Origin of the sequence: Ketobacter sp. GenoA1, assembly GCF_003671475.1 — a bacterium.
Classification (GTDB): Bacteria; Pseudomonadota; Gammaproteobacteria; order Pseudomonadales; family Ketobacteraceae; genus Ketobacter.
Genome location: NZ_RCHM01000046.1, coordinates 310,759 through 331,189, shown reverse-complemented (window position 1 = coordinate 331,189; position 20,431 = coordinate 310,759). Strand labels below are relative to the sequence as shown.

At 58.1% G+C, this 20,431-nt stretch carries 16 protein-coding genes; 11 read left to right on the top strand and 5 right to left on the bottom strand.

What is annotated here, in order from left to right:
• Positions 1-21: 21 nt before the first annotated feature.
• From rsmB to def, 3 genes are read right to left on the bottom strand one after another with little or no spacing between them, the layout of a single operon-like run.
• Positions 22-1,401 (bottom strand): 16S rRNA (cytosine(967)-C(5))-methyltransferase RsmB, encoded by a 1,380-nt coding sequence (rsmB, locus tag D9N13_RS23970; protein ID WP_290594693.1) that lies wholly within the window; start codon positions 1,399-1,401, stop codon positions 22-24.
• On the bottom strand, positions 1,398-2,345 hold the full coding sequence (fmt, locus tag D9N13_RS23965) for a methionyl-tRNA formyltransferase (RefSeq protein ID WP_290594692.1): 948 nt from the start codon (positions 2,343-2,345) through the stop codon (positions 1,398-1,400). Before fmt ends, rsmB begins: the two co-directional genes overlap by 4 nt.
• Before the next feature lie 52 nt (positions 2,346-2,397).
• Complete coding sequence (gene def, locus D9N13_RS23960; protein ID WP_290594691.1) at positions 2,398-2,910, bottom strand: peptide deformylase; 513 nt, start codon at positions 2,908-2,910, stop codon at positions 2,398-2,400.
• 248 nt (positions 2,911-3,158) lie between these two features.
• Between def and D9N13_RS23955 the strand changes: the two genes are divergently transcribed.
• From D9N13_RS23955 to D9N13_RS23910, 10 genes are all read left to right on the top strand, one after another.
• The gene (locus D9N13_RS23955; protein ID WP_290594690.1) at positions 3,159-4,208 is read left to right on the top strand and encodes a LysM peptidoglycan-binding domain-containing protein; all 1,050 of its coding nucleotides are present in this window, start codon (positions 3,159-3,161) and stop codon (positions 4,206-4,208) included.
• A 175-nt stretch (positions 4,209-4,383) separates the two neighbouring features.
• Positions 4,384-6,015: an OmpP1/FadL family transporter gene (locus D9N13_RS23950; RefSeq protein ID WP_290594689.1), complete on the top strand. Its 1,632-nt coding sequence runs from the start codon at positions 4,384-4,386 to the stop codon at positions 6,013-6,015.
• A gap of 118 nt (positions 6,016-6,133) precedes the next feature.
• Complete coding sequence (locus D9N13_RS23945) at positions 6,134-7,309, top strand: TIGR02281 family clan AA aspartic protease (protein WP_290594688.1); 1,176 nt, start codon at positions 6,134-6,136, stop codon at positions 7,307-7,309.
• A 103-nt stretch (positions 7,310-7,412) separates the two neighbouring features.
• Positions 7,413-9,680: a putative bifunctional diguanylate cyclase/phosphodiesterase gene (locus D9N13_RS23940; RefSeq protein WP_290594687.1), complete on the top strand. Its 2,268-nt coding sequence runs from the start codon at positions 7,413-7,415 to the stop codon at positions 9,678-9,680.
• 67 nt (positions 9,681-9,747) lie between these two features.
• Positions 9,748-10,872, top strand: a complete 1,125-nt coding sequence (gene dprA / locus D9N13_RS23935; protein WP_290594686.1) for a DNA-processing protein DprA — start codon at positions 9,748-9,750, stop codon at positions 10,870-10,872.
• An 82-nt stretch (positions 10,873-10,954) separates the two neighbouring features.
• Positions 10,955-11,464, top strand: coding sequence for a 5-(carboxyamino)imidazole ribonucleotide mutase (gene purE / locus D9N13_RS23930; protein ID WP_290594685.1), 510 nt, complete (start codon positions 10,955-10,957; stop codon positions 11,462-11,464).
• A gap of 1 nt (position 11,465) precedes the next feature.
• On the top strand, positions 11,466-12,038 hold the full coding sequence (locus D9N13_RS23925) for an L-threonylcarbamoyladenylate synthase (protein WP_290594684.1): 573 nt from the start codon (positions 11,466-11,468) through the stop codon (positions 12,036-12,038).
• A 10-nt stretch (positions 12,039-12,048) separates the two neighbouring features.
• Positions 12,049-12,960, top strand: coding sequence for an oxygen-dependent coproporphyrinogen oxidase (hemF, locus tag D9N13_RS23920; RefSeq protein ID WP_290594683.1), 912 nt, complete (start codon positions 12,049-12,051; stop codon positions 12,958-12,960).
• Between the two features lie 15 nt (positions 12,961-12,975).
• On the top strand, positions 12,976-13,803 hold the full coding sequence (gene aroE / locus D9N13_RS23915; protein WP_290594682.1) for a shikimate dehydrogenase: 828 nt from the start codon (positions 12,976-12,978) through the stop codon (positions 13,801-13,803).
• A gap of 52 nt (positions 13,804-13,855) precedes the next feature.
• Positions 13,856-14,389: a type II toxin-antitoxin system death-on-curing family toxin gene (locus tag D9N13_RS23910; RefSeq protein ID WP_290594681.1), complete on the top strand. Its 534-nt coding sequence runs from the start codon at positions 13,856-13,858 to the stop codon at positions 14,387-14,389.
• Positions 14,390-14,393: 4 nt separating this feature from the next.
• Here the strand turns inward: D9N13_RS23910 and D9N13_RS23905 are convergent, their stop codons facing one another.
• A complete protein-coding gene (locus tag D9N13_RS23905; protein WP_290594680.1) occupies positions 14,394-16,643 on the bottom strand; it encodes a hypothetical protein in 2,250 nt (749 codons plus the stop codon).
• Between the two features lie 214 nt (positions 16,644-16,857).
• Here D9N13_RS23905 and D9N13_RS23900 point away from each other — a divergent pair, with 214 nt between their 5' ends.
• A complete protein-coding gene (locus tag D9N13_RS23900) occupies positions 16,858-18,195 on the top strand; it encodes a magnesium transporter (RefSeq protein ID WP_290594679.1) in 1,338 nt (445 codons plus the stop codon).
• A gap of 62 nt (positions 18,196-18,257) precedes the next feature.
• Here the strand turns inward: D9N13_RS23900 and D9N13_RS23895 are convergent, their stop codons facing one another.
• On the bottom strand, positions 18,258-20,333 hold the full coding sequence (locus tag D9N13_RS23895; protein WP_290594678.1) for a hypothetical protein: 2,076 nt from the start codon (positions 20,331-20,333) through the stop codon (positions 18,258-18,260).
• Positions 20,334-20,431: the final 98 nt, after the last annotated feature.

Sequence of the window (20,431 nt, the reverse complement as noted above, 5' to 3'; positions counted from 1 at the left end):
AACATGATCGACATTTCGGCATCAGTGTCCTTGTGTGTCCGCATGTTGCAAGTCGGCCTGCTGCAGCAGGCCGTAGTAAAAACCATCGTGTCCGTCGATGGTGGGAAACAATTGTCGGCCGTGACCGCTGCCGCGCTCTGCGGCCAATCCCCATTGGGCAGAGATGCTGCGCTCACAGGCCCTGGGCTGTTGCTTCAAAAACTGATGCAGCACCCGCGTGTTTTCCTGGGGCAGGATGGAGCAGGTGGCGTACAGCAGTGTGCCTCCGGGTTTGAGCAGCGAAAACGCGATTTGCAGCAGGCGCAGTTGGGTGTCCGCCAGTTTACTGATGTCGGCCCGTTTGCGCAGCCACTTGATGTCTGGATGGCGGCGAATAACCCCGGTGGCGGAACAGGGGGCGTCCAGCAGGATGCGATCAAATTGGGGTTGCGGGTGATCCTGGGCAAACTGTTCCAGGCTGGCATGAACGAGTGTTGCCTGCAGCTGCAGTCGGTCCAGATTTTCCTGTACCCGTTGCAGTCGCTGTACGTCCTGATCCAGGGCGATCAACTCCGCCAGCTGCGGTTGCCGTTCCAACAGATGGCCGGTTTTACCGCCCGGCGCTGCGCAGGCATCAAGAATGCGCTCCCCCGGCTGCGGGTTCAGCAGAAACGCACTTAACTGGGCGGCCTCGTCCTGCACCGATACGGCACCGTCGCTGAAGCCCGGCAGTGTGTTGACGTCCCTGGGTTGTGCCAGATACACGGCACTGTGGGCCCACTGCCCGGCGCGGGCAGGGATGTTGTGCTGTGCCAGCTGCGTCAGGTATTGCTCACGAGTGAGCTGCTGTTCATTCACCCGCAGGCACATGGGGCCGGCCACATTGTTGGCCTTCAGCAGGGCGGCGGCCTGTTCCGGCCAGGCGGATTCCACACTGTCCACAAACCATTTGGGATGTGCGGTCTGGATGGGGGTAGTATCAGGCAGGCTGGATTCCAGCACGGCCTTGTCCCGCTGTGCGGTGCGCAACATGCCGTTGATCACCTTCACTGCCCAGTGGAAACCCAGTTGGCGGCAGGCTTCCACGGTTTCCGAAATGGCGGCATGATCCGGAATACGCAGGTAGAACATCTGGTACAGGCCGATCAATAACAGGGCCTGCAGTTGGGCGTCTTTGCTTTTGAACGGCTGCCGGATCAGGGGCGCGGCCAGTTTGTCCAGCCGGTTGTACCAGCGACAGACGCCGAAACACAATTCCTGCAGCAGCCCCTGATCCTTGTCTGCATCGGCCACCGCGGGCAGCAGCTCCGACAGCGATCGAGGTTGCAGTTTCTGGCGGTTCAGTGGCAGCACCTGTTGCAGGATAACGGCGGCGCGGGCCCGGGTGTTGAGGGCGCCTTCCGTGTGGGTGGCGGCACTCAATGGAAGCGGGCTCCGGCGGGAAACCAGTCGGCCCTGGCATTGAGGATAGCGGCCACCGGCAGGCGCTTGGCGCCGGGCAGTTGCAGTTCGGTGAGCCGCAGGATGCCATCACCGGTGGCAACATCCAGGGCGTCTTTGTGCACCGCCACCAGTGTGCCGGGAACTGCTGTAGCGGTTGGGCTGGCGAGTATGGATTGCCATACCCGCAGGGTTTTGCCGTCCAGCTCGGTGTGAGTCACCGGCCAGGGATTGAAGGCCCGGATCAGGTTGTGCAGTTCCCGCGCCGGTCGATTCCAGTCCAGTCTGCCCTCTTCCTTGGTCATTTTATGGGCGTAGGTAGCCAGGTTGTCGTCCTGGGGTTCGGGCTTGGCGCGGCCCTCGGCGATCTGATCCAGTGCCGTTACAATGGCGCTGCTGCCGATGTCGGCCAGGCGATCATGCAGGCTGCCGCCGGTGTCATCCTCAGTAATGGGTGTGAATGCCTTGAGCAGCATGTCACCGGTGTCCAGACCCACGTCCATCTGCATGATGGTGACGCCGGATTCGGTGTCGCCGGCGGCAATGGCCCGTTGAATGGGAGCGGCGCCACGCCAGCGCGGCAGGATGGAGGCGTGCACATTAATGCAGCCCAGGCGCGGCGCATCCAGTACTGCTTTGGGCAGAATCAGGCCGTAGGCCACCACCACCATCAGGTCGGCATCCAGGGACTGCAGTTGTTCCACCGCCTCTGCCTGTTTGAAGTTCAGCGGCTGGTAAACCGGAATACCCTGCTCCAACGCCAGTGCTTTGACCGGGCTGGGGGTGAGTTTGCGCCCGCGCCCGGCAGGTCGGTCCGGCTGGGTATAGCAGGCAATCACCTGGTGCCTTGACCCCAGAATGGATTGTAAAACAGTGGCCGCAAACTCCGGGGTTCCGGCAAAGATCACTTTCAATGGTGTACTCAACAAGACATTCCCGTAACTGATTCAGGTGGTTGTGATGGTGGCAGTCTGGCGCTTAACGGACCTTGACCCGGTCCTTTTGCTCCTTCACCAGTTTCTTGCGAATCCGTTCCCGTTTCAATTTGGAGATATGATCCACGAACAGCTTGCCGTCCAGGTGATCCAGCTCGTGCTGAATGCAGACCGACAGGATGCCGTTGCACTCCATTTCGAAGGGTTCACCTTCCCGGTTCAGGGCCTTGAGTTTGATGGTTTCGGCGCGGGTGACGGTTTCATAGTAACCGGGCACTGACAAACAGCCTTCATCAAAATCCTGTTCGCCGGAGATGGCTTCGTATTCGGGGTTGATCAGTACCAAAGGCTGATCTTTCTCTTCGCTCACATCGATTACCACGATGCGCTGATGCACGTTCACCTGGGTGGCGGCCAGGCCAATCCCCGGCGCCTCGTACATGGTTTCCAGCATGTCGTCGGTCAATTTGCGTATTTTGTCGTCGACTTTTGTGACCGGCTTGGCCTTTGTACGCAGACGAGGGTCAGGAAATTCAAGAATATCCAGTATTGCCATCTTGAGAATGCCACTTTTCTAGTATAACTATAGATAATGTTGCTAAGATTATGATCATACAGGATTTGCTGTGTTGGTTTTTGTCAAACTTGTCTAAACTGTTAGTCAGATTGCGCAAAACACAACACCGTAAATCGGTCTATAGTGAAATGTAGGCTGATTCCAGCGTGCTGGTGTTTTGCCGTTTCCCATATGCCAAAAACTGCCTGAGTAAGACAGGCACCGATAATGATAAAGGGATTCTCACCATGATGAAATCATTTCTCAGGCTGGCAGCTGGCTGTTTGCTGGGCGTCGCCATGCAGGTTTCCGCGGTTGAATTGAAACCGGGCCACCCTGACGTGTACCCAGTAAAGGAAGGTGACACCCTGTGGGACATCTCCAACGCGTTCTTGAGTGATCCCTGGTTGTGGCCGGAGCTATGGCATGTAAACCCCCAGATCAACAACCCCCACCTGATCTACCCCGGCGACCTGATCAAACTGGTCTACATCAATGGCAAGCCCGGCCTCACCGTTGAACGGGGCCCCATGGTGTTCAAGAAAGGCGATACAGTGAAGCTGACCCCTCAGGTGCGCAGCGAACCACTGGCGTCGGTGATTCCGGCCATTCCCCTGGAGCATATCCAGAGCTTTTTGCGCAACAGCCGGGTCATGACCGAAGAAGAAATTCTTAATTCCCCATACATCCTGGCCGGTGATGAAGATCATATTGTCATTGGTTTGGGAGATTATATGTATGCCCGCCATCAGGTCGGTTGGGAAGATGCCCACCAGAACTATGGCGTCTACCGTAAGGGCCCTGCTTACATCGATCCGGAAACGGAAGAACTACTGGGCTTTGCGGCCCTGGACCTGGGGATGGCCCGGTTTGAAAGTCACGAAGGGGAAGTGGGTCGTTTCAAGGTGACCAATTCCATTGAGGATATCCGCCCCAATGACCGCCTGATTCCTACTGAAGAACGCCGTGTGGATTCCATTTTTTACCCCAAAGCTCCGGATATGGAGGTGAATGGCGTGATTCTGCATGTGTTCAGCGGGGTACGTAATGTGGGGCAGTACGATGTGGTGGTGCTGAATGTGGGTGAACGGGACGGTGCTTCGGTAGGCGATGTGCTTGCGGTGCACACCAAGGGCTCGGTGGTGAAAGACAGAATCACCCAGGAACTGGTGAAGCTGCCTGATGAGCGGCGCGGTATTCTGATGGTGTTCCGCACCTTCGAGAAAGTCAGTTATGGTTTAATCCTGCGTGCTGAGGCACCCTTGAAGGTGGGTGATGTGGTGAAAAATCCATCGTGACAGCCTGAATTCCAAGTACCTGGAAAACCCGTCGAAAGGCGGGTTTTTTCGTTTCAGGGGTTACAAAAGCCAAACAAATCAAGCAGATTGCTGGCCACATTGAGCAAGCGCTGATCAGCGGATAACGGTAAAAAGTTCCTTTCCGGCCCATTACAACAATTACAACGGCAGACCAATGATGAAGTCATCCCCACGGTATCTCAGTGGTGCCGCACTCTGCGTGTGCCTGTGGCACAACCCTGCTCCAGCTCAGCTTTCCCACAACCTGTCCATCGGCAATCCGGTGGCACTGTCCATGGCCAACAGCGCCACGGCCTACATTCGCGGGCCGGACGCCATTCACTACAATCCGGCGGCCCTGGCCCTGGTGGAAACCAAATACGAGCAATACAAACTGCAGATGGGTTTTTTCGATTACGAGGGTACGGTCAGTGGCGCTGCCCCCGGCCGCACCTTTGACCCCCTGTCCAATGCCGATTATCTGGATGATCCGTTGCTGCAAGGTGAACAATCCCGGGATGTGTCGGTGGAATCCCCCTCGGTTTACCTGCCTTTTTTCGGCCATACACCGTTGCCGTTTCTGGTGGCGCCGGGCTACGGTTTCGCCTTGAGAGGAGGGACCCATGATCAATTCGTGTTTGCCAATTCCGCGTTTGCGGTGCAGATCTTCGGCTACGAGCGGGATATGGACAACATTGCCGCCTTCAACGGCCAGCGTTTCGGCATCACCCGGCTGGCGTATTTCAATCCGTCCATTGGATTCGAGCTGACCGACGATCTGTATGTTGGGGGGTCCATCGGTTTTTCCTGGCAGGGCCTGGGTGTCACCACCCGCACCCGCAGTGTCCTCAATACGGTAGGCGAACTCAGTGCGTTGGCGGGTAATCTGGAATCGGAGCTGGGGGTGGATCTGGGGCTGGGATTGAATCCCTACAACGATGTAGGTGTGCTGGAAGTGGAGGCGGAAGATCCCCTGTCGGTGGCCTATACCCTGGGATTGTTGTGGCATCCCACCAACTGGTTGTCGGTGGGATTTGCCTATCAGAGTGAGGGCAAGGCCCGCATGAAAGGGGATTTCAAACTCAGCTATACCGACAGTTTCAATGCCCTGATGGCGGGCCTGCAGCCCGCCGACAATGCCCTGGCGGTGCTGGATGGTGGTGTGATCAGTGCAGAGCCTGCGCAAAGCGGTGATGTGGAAATTGACTTCACCCAACCCCAGTGGGCATCGGTGGGGGTATCCGTGCTGGTGACACCGGATTGGCGCGTGAACATGGATGTGAAATGGGTGGACTACAGCGTGCTCAAGGAGCTGGTGTTCGAGTTCGACCAGGATCTGGATTATCTGGTGCTGGCCAGTGTAGTGAACAATTTGGCCGATATTTATTCGGGAGGGGGCATCGGCGGTGACTACGCTGATCCGGATGTGCTGCGTCTGCAACGCCATTATGAGGCGGTGGTGGATGTCTCCATCGGCGTGGAATACCGGTACAGCGATAACCTGTTTCTGCGGGCCGGTTATGAGCCCCGTTCCTCGTCCATACCGGAAGACCGGCAGGATCTGTTGATTCCCATCGGGGATGCCGATCTCTATACCCTGGGGTTCGGCTATCGCATGGGCGAAGGCGCACAACTGGATGTGGGGTTTGCCTATCTGGTGTCCGAAATTCACATCGCACCCGGTGAAAGCCGTAACGCCACCTCGGCCCTCGAGGGTGATGTAATCTACAATCCCTATCGTGGCCTCCAGATCGATCATAAACTGGAGGGATATGTCTTCTCGCTGGCCTATTCAACCTATTTCTGACCGAGGCCGCGTGTTGTTGCCAGCGCCCGTTATCTCGTGCATGGTTGGAGGTTAAGGCGAGCTGAGCAGGGATGGACTGTCAGGATGGGCTTTCAAGATGGGCTTTCAAGATAGGAAGGTGAATCACAGGAAGGTGAACCGGTTTTACCCCTTTTTATTGCTGCTGGCGGGGTTTGGGCTGGGCTGGTTGAGTGCCCAGCGCTGGGCTGATGGCAGCGTGCCCACCCAGGACAGGGAACCGCATGATCCGCTGGTGGCGATGGTGCAGCCGATCATGGCGCAGCCGGTGCCGGATTCTGCAAACCTGGTCCTGGCCCTGGAGCAGGACAACGTGGACACCGTGGTGCGATACCTGCAAAACCCAGGAGGTCAGACGGCCCCTGCCCCGCAGCTGCGCCAGACACTGGATCGTTTCTTGCGTCAATTACAGGCAGAAGGCCATTGGCCGCGCCTGCGGCACTGGCTCCAGGCCCTGTTGCTGGCGGAGCCGGACAACGCCCTGTGGCAGGATCTGATGATCTCGACTTACCGTGGCCTGCAGCAGCCCCGCGCGGCCCTGAAGTTACTGTTTGAGGCCTATGCCGGCAGCCTTGATCCCCTGCGCCGTCAACAACTGATGCGACGCATCGAGACCCTGCTGTCGGAACAGCTGGACTGGCACCGCCAGCAAACCCCCACTCAGTTAAGCACCAACCCGGATCTGATGGCGCTGCTGCAGTTCGCGTTGGAAAAACAGCCCGAACACGCGGCCTTTGGCTTGATGCTGGCGGAAGTCTACGAACAATCCGGTGATCTGGAACAGGCGCTGACGCAGTTACAATGGATTCCCTACAGCGAATCCCACCAGGCGCAGGTGGAGGAAAGCCGGTTGCGGGTGGAGCGCAAGTTGAGTCAGCAGCAACGGGCGCAGGAAGGCATTGCTCTGAACTCGGTGATGGGCCAGTTCGTGGTGAGGGTAGTGTTTGATGAAGCGGTGGCACTGGATCTGATGATCGATACCGGTGCCACCGTGACCGCATTGAGTCGGGAAGCCGTCGCAACCCTGCATCAGTATGGTGTGCTGCAGGATACACAACAACAGGTACAGGTCAACACCGCCAACGGTGTGGTCATGTCACCCTTGTATCAGGTGGGGCGCATGCGGGTTGGGGACTGGGAAATGCGTGATGTTGAGCTGTTGCAGGTGAATCTGGGATCTCAGGAGGTGGACGGCCTGTTGGGCATGAATTTCCTTGGTCAGTTTGCGTTTTCCATTGATCAACAGCAGGCGCTGTTGTACCTGGACAGCAAGTAAATAGGTCGCGGCTGCGATTAAACCAATTCGGTTAGCGTTAACCGCGCGTTGCACAGAACCTTGTCTATACTCTAGAAAGGTTCATTTAGATTGTATTTGTCCCATGCCTATTACGTCTTCCACTGACGTACACAGCCTCTCCCGACAGCTTTCGGAAGCCTATGTGGCCCTGTCCAAGTCTGACGCGGTGTGGCATTCAAGCCTGGTGCAGGCGTTACGTTACATTACCCAGACGTGCGCCAACGTACTGGGTGTTGAACGGGCCAGCATCTGGCAGACTTCGCCGGATCTGGTGGCCATGGAGTGCCTGTGCCTGTACCGCGAGGACAGCAACAGCTTTGAGCAGGGTGCAGTGCTGGAAGCCCGCTCGTTTCCCCGCTATTTCAGCGCCCTGGCCCTGGAGCGGGTGATCAACGCCAGCGATGCCCTGAACGATCCGCGCACCCGGGAGTTTGCGGAGCCCTATCTTAATCCCCTCAATATCAAATCCATGCTGGACGGCACCTTGCGCAGTGAAGGTGTCACCAGTGGTGTGCTCTGTCTGGAGCAGGTGGGTCAGCGGCGGTTGTGGACGGAGGACGAGCAGAATTTCGTGGGATCGGTGGCGGACCTGGTGTCCCAGGTGCTGCTGTTCAATTCCTTCCGTGACCGGGAGACCCGGTTCAGGGCCTTGTTTGAAGGCTCCGGTGATGCGGTGTTCGTGCTCAAGGGCGCCACCATCATCGAATGCAACCCGGCAGCCCTGCGCATGTTTCGGGCCAACCGGGAGCAGCTGATCGGCGCCAAACCCTCTGATCTGTCGCCGGAAACCCAGCCCGATGGCGCGACCTCCGTGCAGCGGGCCCAGGAGCACATGGTGCAGGCGCTGGAAGGCGATGATCAGTTTTTCGAATGGACCCACCGGCGCCTGGATAATACCCGCTTCGCCGCGGAGGTCACCCTCACCTCCGTGGTGCTGGATGGGGTAAATTGCATTATGGGCTGCGTCCGTGATGTCAGCGATCGCAAGCAGGCGGAAGACGCGCTCATTCAATCCCAGCGGCAACTGGCCTACAGCACGTCACACGACAGTCTCACCGAGCTGCCCAACCGGGATTCCCTGCATCAGAACGCCGCCCGCTTGCTGGCCCAGGCCAAAAAGAGTGGCCAGAAACTGGCGGTTATCCTGTTGGACCTGAACCGCTTCAAGGATGTGAACGATACCCTGGGCCATCGCATCGGCGACTTTATTCTGCAGCAGGTGGCCAACCGCCTTACCAGGCTGGAGCAGGCCGGCGATGCTGAGGTGTACCGCCTGGGGGGGGACGAGTTCGCGTTACTGCAGTCCAATGTCAAAGCCCTGCCCAGGGTGGTGGCGCAGGTAGAGGCGATCATTTCCGCCTTGAGCAAACCGCTGGACGTGGAAGGCATGTCACTGGAAATGGGGGCCAGTGTGGGGGTGGCCCTGTATCCGGAGAACGGCAACAACAGCCACGCGTTGCTGCGCTGTGCCGATGTCGCCATGTATCAGGCCAAAACCCGCGGTGAACGCTATCAGTTTTACCACCCGAGTATGGATGCCCACAGTTCCCGCCGTTTGACCATCCTGGCGGATCTGGGGGCGGCGATTCGGGAAAATCAGCTGCAGCTGCACTTCCAGCCCCGTATTGATCTGGCCACCGGTGCCTGCAATGGCTGTGAAGCCCTGTTGCGCTGGATGCATCCACAACAGGGCATGGTGCCGCCGGGGGATTTTATCCCGCTGGCGGAGATGACGGAGATTATCCACCCCCTGAGCCTGTGGGTGATTCGCGCCGCGTTGTGCCAGGTGCGCAGCTGGATGGACCAGGGTCTGGAGATTGCGGTGGCCATCAACCTGTCAGCCCGTAACCTGATCGATACCCGCTGTCCGGAGCAGATACAGGCCCTGCTTGCGGAGTATCAGGTTCCCAACCATTTGCTGGAAATCGAGATCACGGAAAGTGCCCTGATCACCGATCCGGAGCGGGCCCTGCAGGTGGTGCAATCGTTTCATGATCTGGGCTTGCATCTGGCCATTGATGATTTCGGCACCGGTTATTCCTCCATGAGCTACCTGAAACGGTTGCCGATTCACACCCTGAAGGTGGATCGTTCCTTTGTGAAAGACATGCTGACCGACGAGGCCGATGCGGTGATCGTGCGCTCCACCATTGGCCTGGCTCACAGTTTTGGCCTTAACGTGGTGGCAGAAGGGGTGGAAGATGAAGACACCCTGCAGGCATTGCGGCATCTGCAGTGCGAGCAGGCACAGGGCTATCACATCAGCCGCCCGGTGTCGGCGGATGAATTTAATCGCTGGTATCAGGACCGTTTGCTGAAAAACCCGGACAACCCGAATTTTACTCTCTGATTTTTGCCCGCTTCCCGTCTCTATAGGCAGACATATCCAAGGACGCACCGCTGGAGACGGAATTTCTATGTTGGAGGAGCTGCCATACTGGTTGGCCTTATGGCGCATACCAGGCGTAGGGCCCAGTCATTTCAGGCAGATCACGGATCGCTATCCCAGTATGATGGCCTTCTTCAGCCTGTCTGCGCAGGAACTGCAATCCATTGGTTTTTCCGCCCGCCAAAGCCAGCTGGTCGCCGGTTTCCAGCGCGGTACGGAGCGTTCCCTGTTGGAGGGGGTAAGCCGGGATCTGGACTGGCTGGAGCAGAGTGATGCCCACCATGTTCTGACCTGGGCGGACGACGACTACCCGCCCCTGTTGCGGGAAATCGCGGGCTCCCCCCCGATTCTGTTTGTGCGTGGCGACGCTGCCCTGCTGGGCCTGCCGCAAATTGCCATTGTCGGCAGCCGTCACTCCAGTCGTCAGGGTCGTAAACTGGCGCAGGATTTCGCCGGTTGTTTCTCCAGTAACGGGTTTGTCACCACCAGTGGCCTGGCACTGGGTATTGATGCAGCGGCGCACGCCGGCGCCATGGCGGCGGGGGGCAAGACCATTGCCGTGCTGGCCCACGGGCTGGATGACATCTACCCGAACCGTAACCGTAACCTGGGCCAGGAGGTGATCAGGCAGGGGGCGCTGGTGTCGGAGTTTCCCATCGGCGTCTCACCGCGGGCGGAGTTCTTTCCCCGCCGCAACCGCATCATCAGCGGCTTGAGCCTGGGGGTACTGGTGGTGGAGGCGGCTCTTAAAAGTGGTTCCCTGATCACCGCCCACGAGGCAGTGGATCAGGGGCGCGAAGTCTTTGCGGTGCCCGGCTCCATCAATGATCCCCTGGCCAAGGGCTGCCACGCCCTGATCCGCAATGGTGCCCGTCTGGTGGAAACCGCGCAGCAGGTGGTGGAGGAGCTGATGCCGCTGCTGGGTTTTATGCAGCAAGTGGCGATGCCGGCACAGGCGGATGCCGCCATCGATCACTATGAGCAGGATTCCCTGGAGGGGCGCCTGTTGGCCGCACTGGAATTCGAACCCACCCCCATTGATCAACTGGTGGGGCTCACCGGCCTCTGCGTAGCGGATATCAGCTCAGCGCTGGTGATGCTCGAGCTGGATGGAATGGTGCAGCAGCAGCAGGGCGGATACTGCCGTGTCTAGCTTGCATCAGGTTGCCAGCTGAGGTAACTTCCGGCCTCCATTGGAAACCTTGCCTTGTCGGTGAGATTTAGGAGGTGTGATCATGTCCCAGCCATTTGTTGCCATCATGATGGGCTCTGATTCGGATCTACCCCAGGTTGAACCGACACTGGATGCCCTGGCCAAGTTGAAGATCCAGTTCGAGGTGAAAGTTACCTCTGCCCATCACACGCCTGAGCTGACCCACAGTTACGTCAAGGATGCCGACAAGCGTGGCTGTTGCGTTTTTATCTGCGCAGGGGATATGGTGGCGCACCTGGCCGGTGCGGTTGCCGCTGCCACCACTAAGCCGGTGGTGGGTATTCCCGTCAACGCCGCCCTGAATGGCCTGGATTCCCTGTTGTCTACAGTACAAATGCCGGGAGGCATACCGGTTGCTACCGTTGCCATCGGTAAAGCCGGTGCCAAAAACGCAGCCTATCTGGCGGCGCAGATGATGTCCCTGGCGGACGCCGACCTGGCACAGCGTCTGAAAGACGAGCGCGCCGCCAACGCCAAAGCCGTGCAGGAAAAAGACACCGCCCTGCAGGCCCGCCTGGCTCAGAAAGACTGATATGTTGTCGCTCCGGCACCAGATAGGTGTCGTCCGTGCGCTGGCTCAAGGCAAAGTGATTGCTTACCCGACGGAGTCGGTCTATGGCTACGGCTGTGATCCATTCAACCAGGATGCCGTGTTGCGATTGCTGGCGTTGAAGCAGCGCCCCCTGCACAAAGGCCTCATTCTGGTGGCAGCCGATGTTTCCCAGATACAGCCGTTGCTGGCTGGATTAACCCCGGTGCAGCGTGATCAGTTACAATCTACCTGGCCCGGCCCGGTTACCTGGCTGGTGCCAGACCCGGACAGTATTATTCCCCATTGGGTGAAGGGGGATTTTGATAGCGTGGCGGTACGGGTCAGTGCTCATCCTGTGGTGAAGGCCCTGTGTCGCGCATGGGGTGGCCCCATTGTGTCCACCAGTGCCAACCGCAGCGGCCAGGAACCGGCCCGAAGTGAGTTTCCGCTGAAGAGAATGCGGGCCCTCTATGGGTGGGGGGCAGACTACATATTACCCGGCTACACGTCACGAACCAGTAAGCCCACTGAAATACGGGATTTACAAAGCGGCCGTATCATTCGAGCCGGTTGAAGGGGATAGCATGCAAAACATCGATATTGACGCCGTCAAAACCTACCTGCTGGCGCTGCAGGATGATATTTGCCGGCAATTGTCTGCTGAGGAAAGTGGCGCTCAGGCCTTCCTGGAAGACAGTTGGCAACGAGAGCAGGGTGGCGGTGGCCGTTCCCGGGTGCTGGAAGGGGGTGAGGTGTTTGAAAAAGCCGGGGTGAACTTCTCCCACGTATTCGGTGACAGCATGCCCAAATCCGCCACGGCCCACCGACCAGAACTGGAAGGCCGCCATTTTCAGGCCATGGGCGTGTCCCTGGTGATCCACCCCGTCAACCCCATGGTGCCCACCTCCCACGCCAACGTGCGCTTTTTCATTGCCGAAAAAGAAGGTGCAGAGCCGGTATGGTGGTTCGGCGGTGGCTTTGATCTGACCCCCTATTACGGCTTTGAAGAGGATTGCGTGCATTGGCACCAGACCGCCAAAGCCGCTTGCGATCCCTTTGGTGAGGATGTGTATCCCCGGTATAAAGCCTGGTGTGATGAATACTTTTACCTCAAGCACCGCGATGAAACCCGTGGCGTTGGGGGATTGTTTTTCGATGATCTGAACCAATGGGAATACGAACAATGCTTTGCGTTTATGCGTGCGGTGGGCGATGCCTATATTCAGGCGTACCGCCCCATCGTACAACGGCGTAAAGCATTGCCTTACAACGAATCACAACGGGAATTTCAGCTCTACCGTCGAGGCCGTTATGTGGAATTCAATCTGGTCTACGATCGCGGTACCCTGTTCGGTTTACAGACCGGGGGGCGCACGGAATCAATACTGATGTCCCTGCCCTCATTGGTGAGTTGGAAATACAACTGGCAACCGGAACCCGGTTCTGACGAAGCAAAACTGTACACGGATTTTCTTGGTGCCAGAGACTGGATTTAGCGGATTAGAAACACCATGAGCATTGATCGATACGCCGTGATGGGCAACCCCATCAAGCACAGTAAATCGCCGCAGATTCACAAAGCGTTCGCCGAGCAGGCCGACCAGCATATGACCTACACCAGCATGCTGGTGCCGGAGGCGCAATTCGAGGAATTGGTACGCCGATTTTTCGCTGAGGGCGGCAAAGGGCTGAACATCACGGTGCCCTTCAAGCTGCGGGCATTTGATCTGGCCGATGAATTGACCGAACGCGCCTTGCGCGCCAAAGCGGTTAACACCCTGTGGCAAAACAACGAGGGTCAAATCATCGGTGACAATACCGATGGAGTGGGTATGGTGCGGGACATCATGCACAACCATGATGGCCGCCTGGCCGGTAAAAAACTCTTGATCATTGGTGCCGGCGGTGCGGTACGCGGTGTACTGGCGCCGGTATTGGCGGAGAACCCTGCATCCCTGGTGCTTGCCAACCGTACCTTTGAGAAAGCCCATCACCTGGCGGAGGAATTTACGGATCTGGGCCGGATTGAAGCGCTGCACCTGAATCAGTTAAAGGGGCCGTTCGACTGGATTATCAATGGAACTGCCTCCAGTTTGCAGGGGGAGGTTCCGGATCTGCCGGCATCGGTCATCGGTGAGCACACCCGGGTCTACGACATGATGTACGGCAAAGAGATCACCCCGTTTAATGCCTGGGCGCTGGAGCATGGTGCCGAAAAGGCCTTTGATGGTCTGGGTATGTTGGTGGAGCAGGCAGCCGAAAGCTTTCGTAAGTGGCGTGGTGTGATGCCCTCCACCCCCACAGTGATTTCCGATCTGCGCTCCGCCATATCATCCTAGCAACCGCGTTGCCGGTTCATAAGGGCAATGCGCAGCAAAGAGGTTGGTTATTATGGTCGATACCCCGTATCAGCAAATCATCACGGACTATACCCGCAGCTGGACATTGTTGCTGGGCTACGATGATCAAACCCTGGAATCCGTGACCCAACCCCAGGCCGGGATGCAGGCGCTGGTTTGGGAAGAGGTGATGGTGGCCATTGATGCCTTCAAGCAGCATTTGATGGCCCGGGGGGAGGCTTCGGACTTGTTTGCCCGCCTGCGGGGGGATGGCCTGGCCTCGGCATTGGCCAGCATTGAGCAGGGCTTCGGTGAGGATCTGTTTTACCCCAATGTGGCCAGTCGCGCCGCGCACCTGCTGTACTTTGTTATCAAGAATCATCCGTTAACCGACGGCAACAAGCGTACCGGCGCGTTTCTGTTTGTCTGGTATCTGCGCATCAATCAACACTTGCTGGCACGGCCGCTGGAACAACAGATCAACGACAACACGCTGGTGGCGCTGGCCTTGCTGACCGCCCAGAGCCAACCGGATCAGAAAGACACGGTGATCCGGTTGATTGAGAACCTGATTGTGTTGAAGTAATCCACTATTCCGGCAATGGGTAGCGGGCCACGCTGTCGTTGTAGAGTACATACAGGGTATCGTCCACTACGGTGTAGTGGGAGTACCAGGGAACATTCGGTAATACCGGGGCGATCGCTTGTGGTGCCGCCGGATTGCGGTTGTCCAGTAGTGGTGCGGGGCGATTTTTGTAATCAAGGCTGATCGGAAGTTCGAACAAGACGGATTGAAGCGCACGCCAGTCCGCCCCGTAGGTAGCCAGGTGGATCGGGTTTGCAAGTTCGTAGATATCGTTAATCCCCGCTATTGGTACCGCCAGCAATAATGGCTCGAAGTCATTTGTCCATTGCGCTGTTGAGATGGTGAAGTCGTATTGAGTCGCACCATTGAACCAGCGTTGGCCGGGTTCTGTGGCCAGCCAGCTGGTGCCGTCTTCCATCAGGCAGCGTGCGGCACCGTCCGCTTCGTAGGAATCCAGGCACAGCTGCCCATCAACAACGGTAATCAAATAGGTTGTGCCCACTTCCGGCAACCGCTGGGTGCGCCATTGTTGTTGCTGTGGGTTCCAGATTACGGCTTCCGGCCGCCCGCCCCACGGGTCTTCTATATTGTAGAACCAGACTTCCCCCTGATACGCCAGGGTTCGGAAGGGCATGCCGGGCACCGGTCGTGGCGGCAGGGTTTGCACGACACCAGCGTTATCCACGAACCAGGTGCTGCTCTCATCCACCAGATAAACCCCCGCTTCGGTGGCGTATACCGGTGTCCCGCTGACCCACTGCGCCCGTACCGGCTGCCAGGTGGCCAGCTGGTACTGTTCCAGCATGTACTCACCGTTACCCAGCCGTGCCACGTAAAAATAATCGCCGGGTATGCCCGGCAACACGGTGCTGGGCTCGGTGAGGTAATCCTCATAGATCATCTGCATCACATTGCCGTCGGTGTCGGTAACCGGAATACTCTCAGCGCACACGGTTTGATCGGCTTTGGTGACGCAGACTCGATGGGCGGTGTTGGCTTGCGGTGTCATGCAGTCCGCCGTAGCGCCACCGGGCCAGGGGCTGGGTGTCAGATAAAGAAAATCAAGTTGCCGCGTGTTGGTGAGCAGATTGCCGTCATTCACGGCCGTCAGCAGTTGGTATTCGGCGGTGTTGTCGTAATTGTCAATCTGCAGGCCACAGCTTTGCACGCTGATGACCGGTTCCGGTAAGGGGTTGCCGGGGCTTGGGGTGACGGTCCAGGGGTAGGCCGCCAGGGCACGCTGATCCGTTACCCAGCCGGGAATGTACAACGCCTCCAGATTAGGCAGGGCGCTCAGGTAATCGGTGAGGACGTCGGTGTTGGCGTTGAGACTGAGACGGCGTAACTGTGGGAAATCGCGCAGTGCACTGTAATCTGCAGAGTCAAAATCATAGGCCAGACAATCCAGCTCCGTGACCTGATCGCTGCGGGTCCAGCCGTTCTGGGTGGCGGCGTCTGCAACACACTGCGACAGGCTGTCGGGCAGATTCAGGGTATTCAGTGCGCGGTCTGCGGCCACATAAGTGGGATATCGAAAACGATTGTAATAATTGGTGTCCAGGGCGGTGGCACCAATGGCAACCGGAAAGTTACGATAAGAGGAGTTGGCATTCTCATCCGCGCCCTGGGTTGCCCAATGCAGAGTGAGATACGCATTAATGGGAAGTTTGCCTTTTGCCAACGGCAAGGTATCCGGGCCATTGTTGTCCAGCCACCACACCAGTTCGTCGTCGGCCTGGGACGGGTCGTGGGCCACCAGCATCACCGTGGTGACGGGTTGGCCTTTTACCACCACTACTGAATCCTGCATCAGCATTTGTTTGATGCCCACAAAGACATTGTCCGGATTACTGCGATCATCATTGCGGTAAAAGGGTTGGTGTTGATAATCCGCCAGCGGCAGCGCCGCCAGGATGGGCAATTCACTCACCGCCAGGCGGGGAGCGGAGATGTTCAGCTCGGACAGGTTGGGAAACTGCTGCAAGCCGGCTATGCTGCGAATTTCCACGGCGTCACACTGTACCTGATCCACATCGCTGTTGCGGGTCCAGCCATTGGACACCGCCAGTGCGCTGAGGCACGCACGCAGGTTGGCATCAGGAATACTGCTGCTGGACAGGGTCAGTGGTGATGTTGTCTCGTCGTTGCCGCGTTCATCGGAATTCTGGTTTGTGCTGCCGCCACCACCACAGCCGGATAATAAAGTGCATCCCAGCCACAGGGCCGTTGCCCATAGCGTCCATGTACGGTTCATGTCCTTCCCCCAATACTACTGCTTGATAAAATAATCAGAAAATTACTGCGCATGTGACTGTCGCAGCGAGGCGGATTTTACCACGTCAATGTGATTTGTGGATTTCTGTTTTTCATATGGTTCCGGTTAATTCACACTATGCTGTGACTTATGGCACTGGAAAGCCGTCTAAGTATCTTCACAGCCACCCCGATAGATAGTACAGGACAGCACTATGACCGACGAACTCTCAGATCTCATTGGCGAACTGGTCGACACCTCCCCTGAACAGCAGGATCAGGTGATTCGGCAGGTGGTGGCCACGCGGGAACCTGAGGAAGTGTCGTTGCTGTTGGAATCCCTGCCGTTACCGGTGCGTCTGGAAGCCTGGAGCAAAGTACCGGCGCAGGAGAAACTGCAGATCCTGCTCACCATGCGCGGTGATCCCCGGGAAACGCTGCTGGACAATATGAGCCTGGATGAACTGGACGCACTGTTTCAGGGAATGGCGGCCGAGGATCTGGTGGAGCTGTCGGAATCCCTGCCCCGGCGCATGGTGGACCGGGCCCTCTGGGTTATGGACGAACAGCAGCGCCACTATTTTAAAGAGGCCAAAGGCTATCGCGATGATCAGATCGGGCGCTGGGTCAGTCACGAGTTGCTGGTGTTGCCCACCAACGCCCGGGTGCGGGATGGCATGCGCCTGCTGCGGCGGGAAGTGCCGGAATACATGGATACCCTGTTTCTGGTGAACCGGGCCGGGCACTTTTCCGAGGCGGTGCGCATCGGCAAGATCATCGGCTCTCCGGATCACCTGCCGCTGGTGGATCTGTCGGAAGATGTGTTTACGGTGCTGGAAGGGCAGGAGGATTCGGTGGATGCCGCGCTGAAAGTGCAGCAATCCGGGTTCAGCTCGCTACCGGTGGTGGACGACAGCGGTAAGCTGCTGGGCCGGCTGGACATCGGTACCGCCGGAGAACTGGTGAACACGTATTACGAAGGCCAGTTGATGGCCAGCGCCGGTATGGATGAGGATGAGGATTTGTTCGCTCCGGTGGTGAAAAGCGCCCGTAACCGGGCGGTGTGGTTGGGCATTAATTTGCTGACGGCGCTTCTGGCTTCCTGGTTTATCGGCCTGTTCGAAGCCACCTTGCAGCAGGTGGTGGCGTTGGCGGTGTTAATGCCGGTGGTGGCCAGCATGGGCGGCATCGCCGGCAGCCAGACCCTGACCCTGATCATTCGCGGCCTGGCCATGGGCCAGGTCACCAGTGCCAACCTGAAAGCCCTGATGAAAAAGGAACTCAGTGTGGGCGGCTTGAACGGGGTGTTGTGGGCCATCGTGATCGGCTTTGTGGCATCCATGTGGTTTGGCAGCCCGGTGATCGGCCTGGTGATTGCCATGGCCATTCTGGTGAACATCGCCGCCGCGGCTTTATCCGGGGTGGCGATTCCGGTGTTGCTGGACAAGATGAAACTGGATCCGGCGCTGTCCGGTTCGGTGGTGTTGACCACCGTCACGGACATCGTTGGTTTTGTGGCGTTTTTGGGATTGGGAACATTGTTGTTGGTGTAACAAAAAACGGGGCGGCCTTGCGGCGCCCCGGTTAATGGCATCGGTTGCTGATGCTGGCGTCGTTACAGAGTTTTCAGGTACTCAATCAGCGCGTAGCGTTCCTCATCGGTGAGCACACTGGTGAACTCGTGGCCCTCATTGCCATGACTGTACATATGGGTGTTCATGATCTTGCGGTTTTCCATATTTTCAGTGGTGATGATGGGCGGGAAGTCCAGGTTCCAGGCACCGGTCAGGTTACCGTACAGCCATTCCAGGAAAATCTGAATCCAGGGCGTGGCGTAGATGTTGCGGGTACTGCAGTTGAACCCGGGTGCCACCATGGGCGGCAGGCTTTCACATTGGATGCGATCGTACTTCCAACCCATTTTTTCAGCATCGAAGGCACGCTGCAGGTTGGTGTCGAAGCCCATCACCACATTGCCTTCACCTTCTGCCCGGGGAGCGGATACCCGGCGCCAGATGGGATAGCGATCCTGCGGTTTCAACACTTCCCACACGTTGGGTACAGAACCGTTGTGGAAGTAAGGAGCGGAAGCCCACACACCATAGAGTGGTTGTGCCAGATAGCCTATCTCGCGATCGCCGCGGATTTTCTTCTGCACCTGCGGGCCGCAATCGTTCTCGGTGTCCTTGGTGGCGGGATAACCAAAGAAGTTATCGGCGCCGGTGGTGGCCATACCCTCGGTGTTGGTGAGGGCGCGACGCCGGTCGGTGCCGATGATGTCCAGTGGCACCACGTAACCCGCCATACCCTCCAGTAATGGGGTGGCGAGGAATTCGGGATCGTTGACGTAGCGGGGCGCATAAGCACCGTGACAGCTGGCGCAGGAGCCGTTGCCTTCCGGCCGCGGAATCGGATTGTTGCGATCCTCGGCCCACAGGTCCAGCTCGTGGAACAACACAGCGCCGGTCTTGGCCAGGTCTTCGTCTACCGGCAGTGGGTATGTGGGGGCTTTCATGGTTTCCACCCACAGGTTCATATCCGGGCCGTGGGTGCGCATCCACTCCTGACCCTGTTCACCCAGGCCGGCGGCGGTACCACCAAACAGGCCGAAGATCGGTGTGTAGAACACCGCGTCCACCCGTGGAGCATCCATGGGGAACAGGCCGTCCACAAATTTCAGTGGCCGGTGGCCCATGTTCCACCAGTTGGGGGAATCCATGCTGCCGGTGGAACCGGAGCTCAGGATGTTTAAAAAGCCGCTGATGGTGGGCAGGCCCTGGTCGGGAAACAGGAAGGCAATGTTCACCGCGCTGGCATTATTGGTGCCACGGGTTTGGGTCAGGTTCAGGGGGGTCACACCGGAGGCCAGATAGCCCAGGGGCAGCATGTCCCGCAGGAACAGGTTAAGGTCGGTGGCGCTGGAGCCGCCGAACTGGAAACCCAGATCGGGCCCATCGGCCTTGCTGCCCACTTCGCCGCTGTGACAGCCGTGGCAGGTGACACCGATTCGGCCACTCCAGCTGCCATCGTCCTTGCGTACCTGGGTAAACATTTCCGGGAGTTGGCCGCTGCCGCCATTGGTTTGGTTGGGGTCCTCCCCGGGCAAGGGGTATGGGTTGCGGCCTTCGGAGAAGCCGGAGCCGTAGCGGTTGGATACCAGCTCATCAAAATTATCGGGGCGTTGGCTGAATCCGCCCCAAATCCGCCAGAGACGGTTGTACTGGCTGGCGGTGAAGGTGGCGATGCCGCCGGCGGCGGCCCAGTCGTTGTAGCTGTTGCCTACGAACAGGGCGGCAACGCCGTCGCCACCGGTATCCATCAGCCGTTCGCCGCGATAGAAGTAGTCGCGCAGCTCACCGCAGGTATCCGCGTGGGCTTCTTCCTGAACGGCTTCCGGGTCAACGTGGCATTCCGCCCAATAGGCATTGAAGTGCACTGCCTTGCCGTCGCTGATCCCCGGTTGCACCAGGGTGCGGGGATCTGCGGGCAGGGGTTCGCTGTCGTCCTTGCCGTAACAGTAATCCCATTGCCACAGGCCGCCGCGGCTACTGCCCAGCAGGGCGTCGGGATCGTCATCGTAGACAAAGGCGTGGCTTATTGTGGAAACCGTGAGCGCGCTGCTTAACAGCAGGCACGACAAGGCCGTGGTCGCGCGCCTGAGGGGCGCAACCGGTGTGGTGTCTATCCTCATTGTGAAAATCCTGTTTTCTAATTGTTTTTGGTACTGCTCAATCGGTGTGCCAGAGCAAGTTAGCACCAGCCTATGGATACATCAAGACATTATACGTA

Coding starts and splice junctions, on each gene's coding strand:
- def (WP_290594691.1), bottom strand. CDS start 2,910: ATGGCAATACTGGATATTCTTGAATTTCCTGACCCTCGTCTGCGTACA.
- D9N13_RS23955 (WP_290594690.1), top strand. CDS start 3,159: ATGATGAAATCATTTCTCAGGCTGGCAGCTGGCTGTTTGCTGGGCGTC.
- D9N13_RS23950 (WP_290594689.1), top strand. CDS start 4,384: ATGATGAAGTCATCCCCACGGTATCTCAGTGGTGCCGCACTCTGCGTG.
- D9N13_RS23940 (WP_290594687.1), top strand. CDS start 7,413: ATGCCTATTACGTCTTCCACTGACGTACACAGCCTCTCCCGACAGCTT.
- dprA (WP_290594686.1), top strand. CDS start 9,748: ATGTTGGAGGAGCTGCCATACTGGTTGGCCTTATGGCGCATACCAGGC.
- purE (WP_290594685.1), top strand. CDS start 10,955: ATGTCCCAGCCATTTGTTGCCATCATGATGGGCTCTGATTCGGATCTA.
- D9N13_RS23925 (WP_290594684.1), top strand. CDS start 11,466: ATGTTGTCGCTCCGGCACCAGATAGGTGTCGTCCGTGCGCTGGCTCAA.
- hemF (WP_290594683.1), top strand. CDS start 12,049: ATGCAAAACATCGATATTGACGCCGTCAAAACCTACCTGCTGGCGCTG.
- aroE (WP_290594682.1), top strand. CDS start 12,976: ATGAGCATTGATCGATACGCCGTGATGGGCAACCCCATCAAGCACAGT.
- D9N13_RS23910 (WP_290594681.1), top strand. CDS start 13,856: ATGGTCGATACCCCGTATCAGCAAATCATCACGGACTATACCCGCAGC.
- D9N13_RS23905 (WP_290594680.1), bottom strand. CDS start 16,643: ATGAACCGTACATGGACGCTATGGGCAACGGCCCTGTGGCTGGGATGC.
- D9N13_RS23900 (WP_290594679.1), top strand. CDS start 16,858: ATGACCGACGAACTCTCAGATCTCATTGGCGAACTGGTCGACACCTCC.
- D9N13_RS23895 (WP_290594678.1), bottom strand. CDS start 20,333: ATGAGGATAGACACCACACCGGTTGCGCCCCTCAGGCGCGCGACCACG.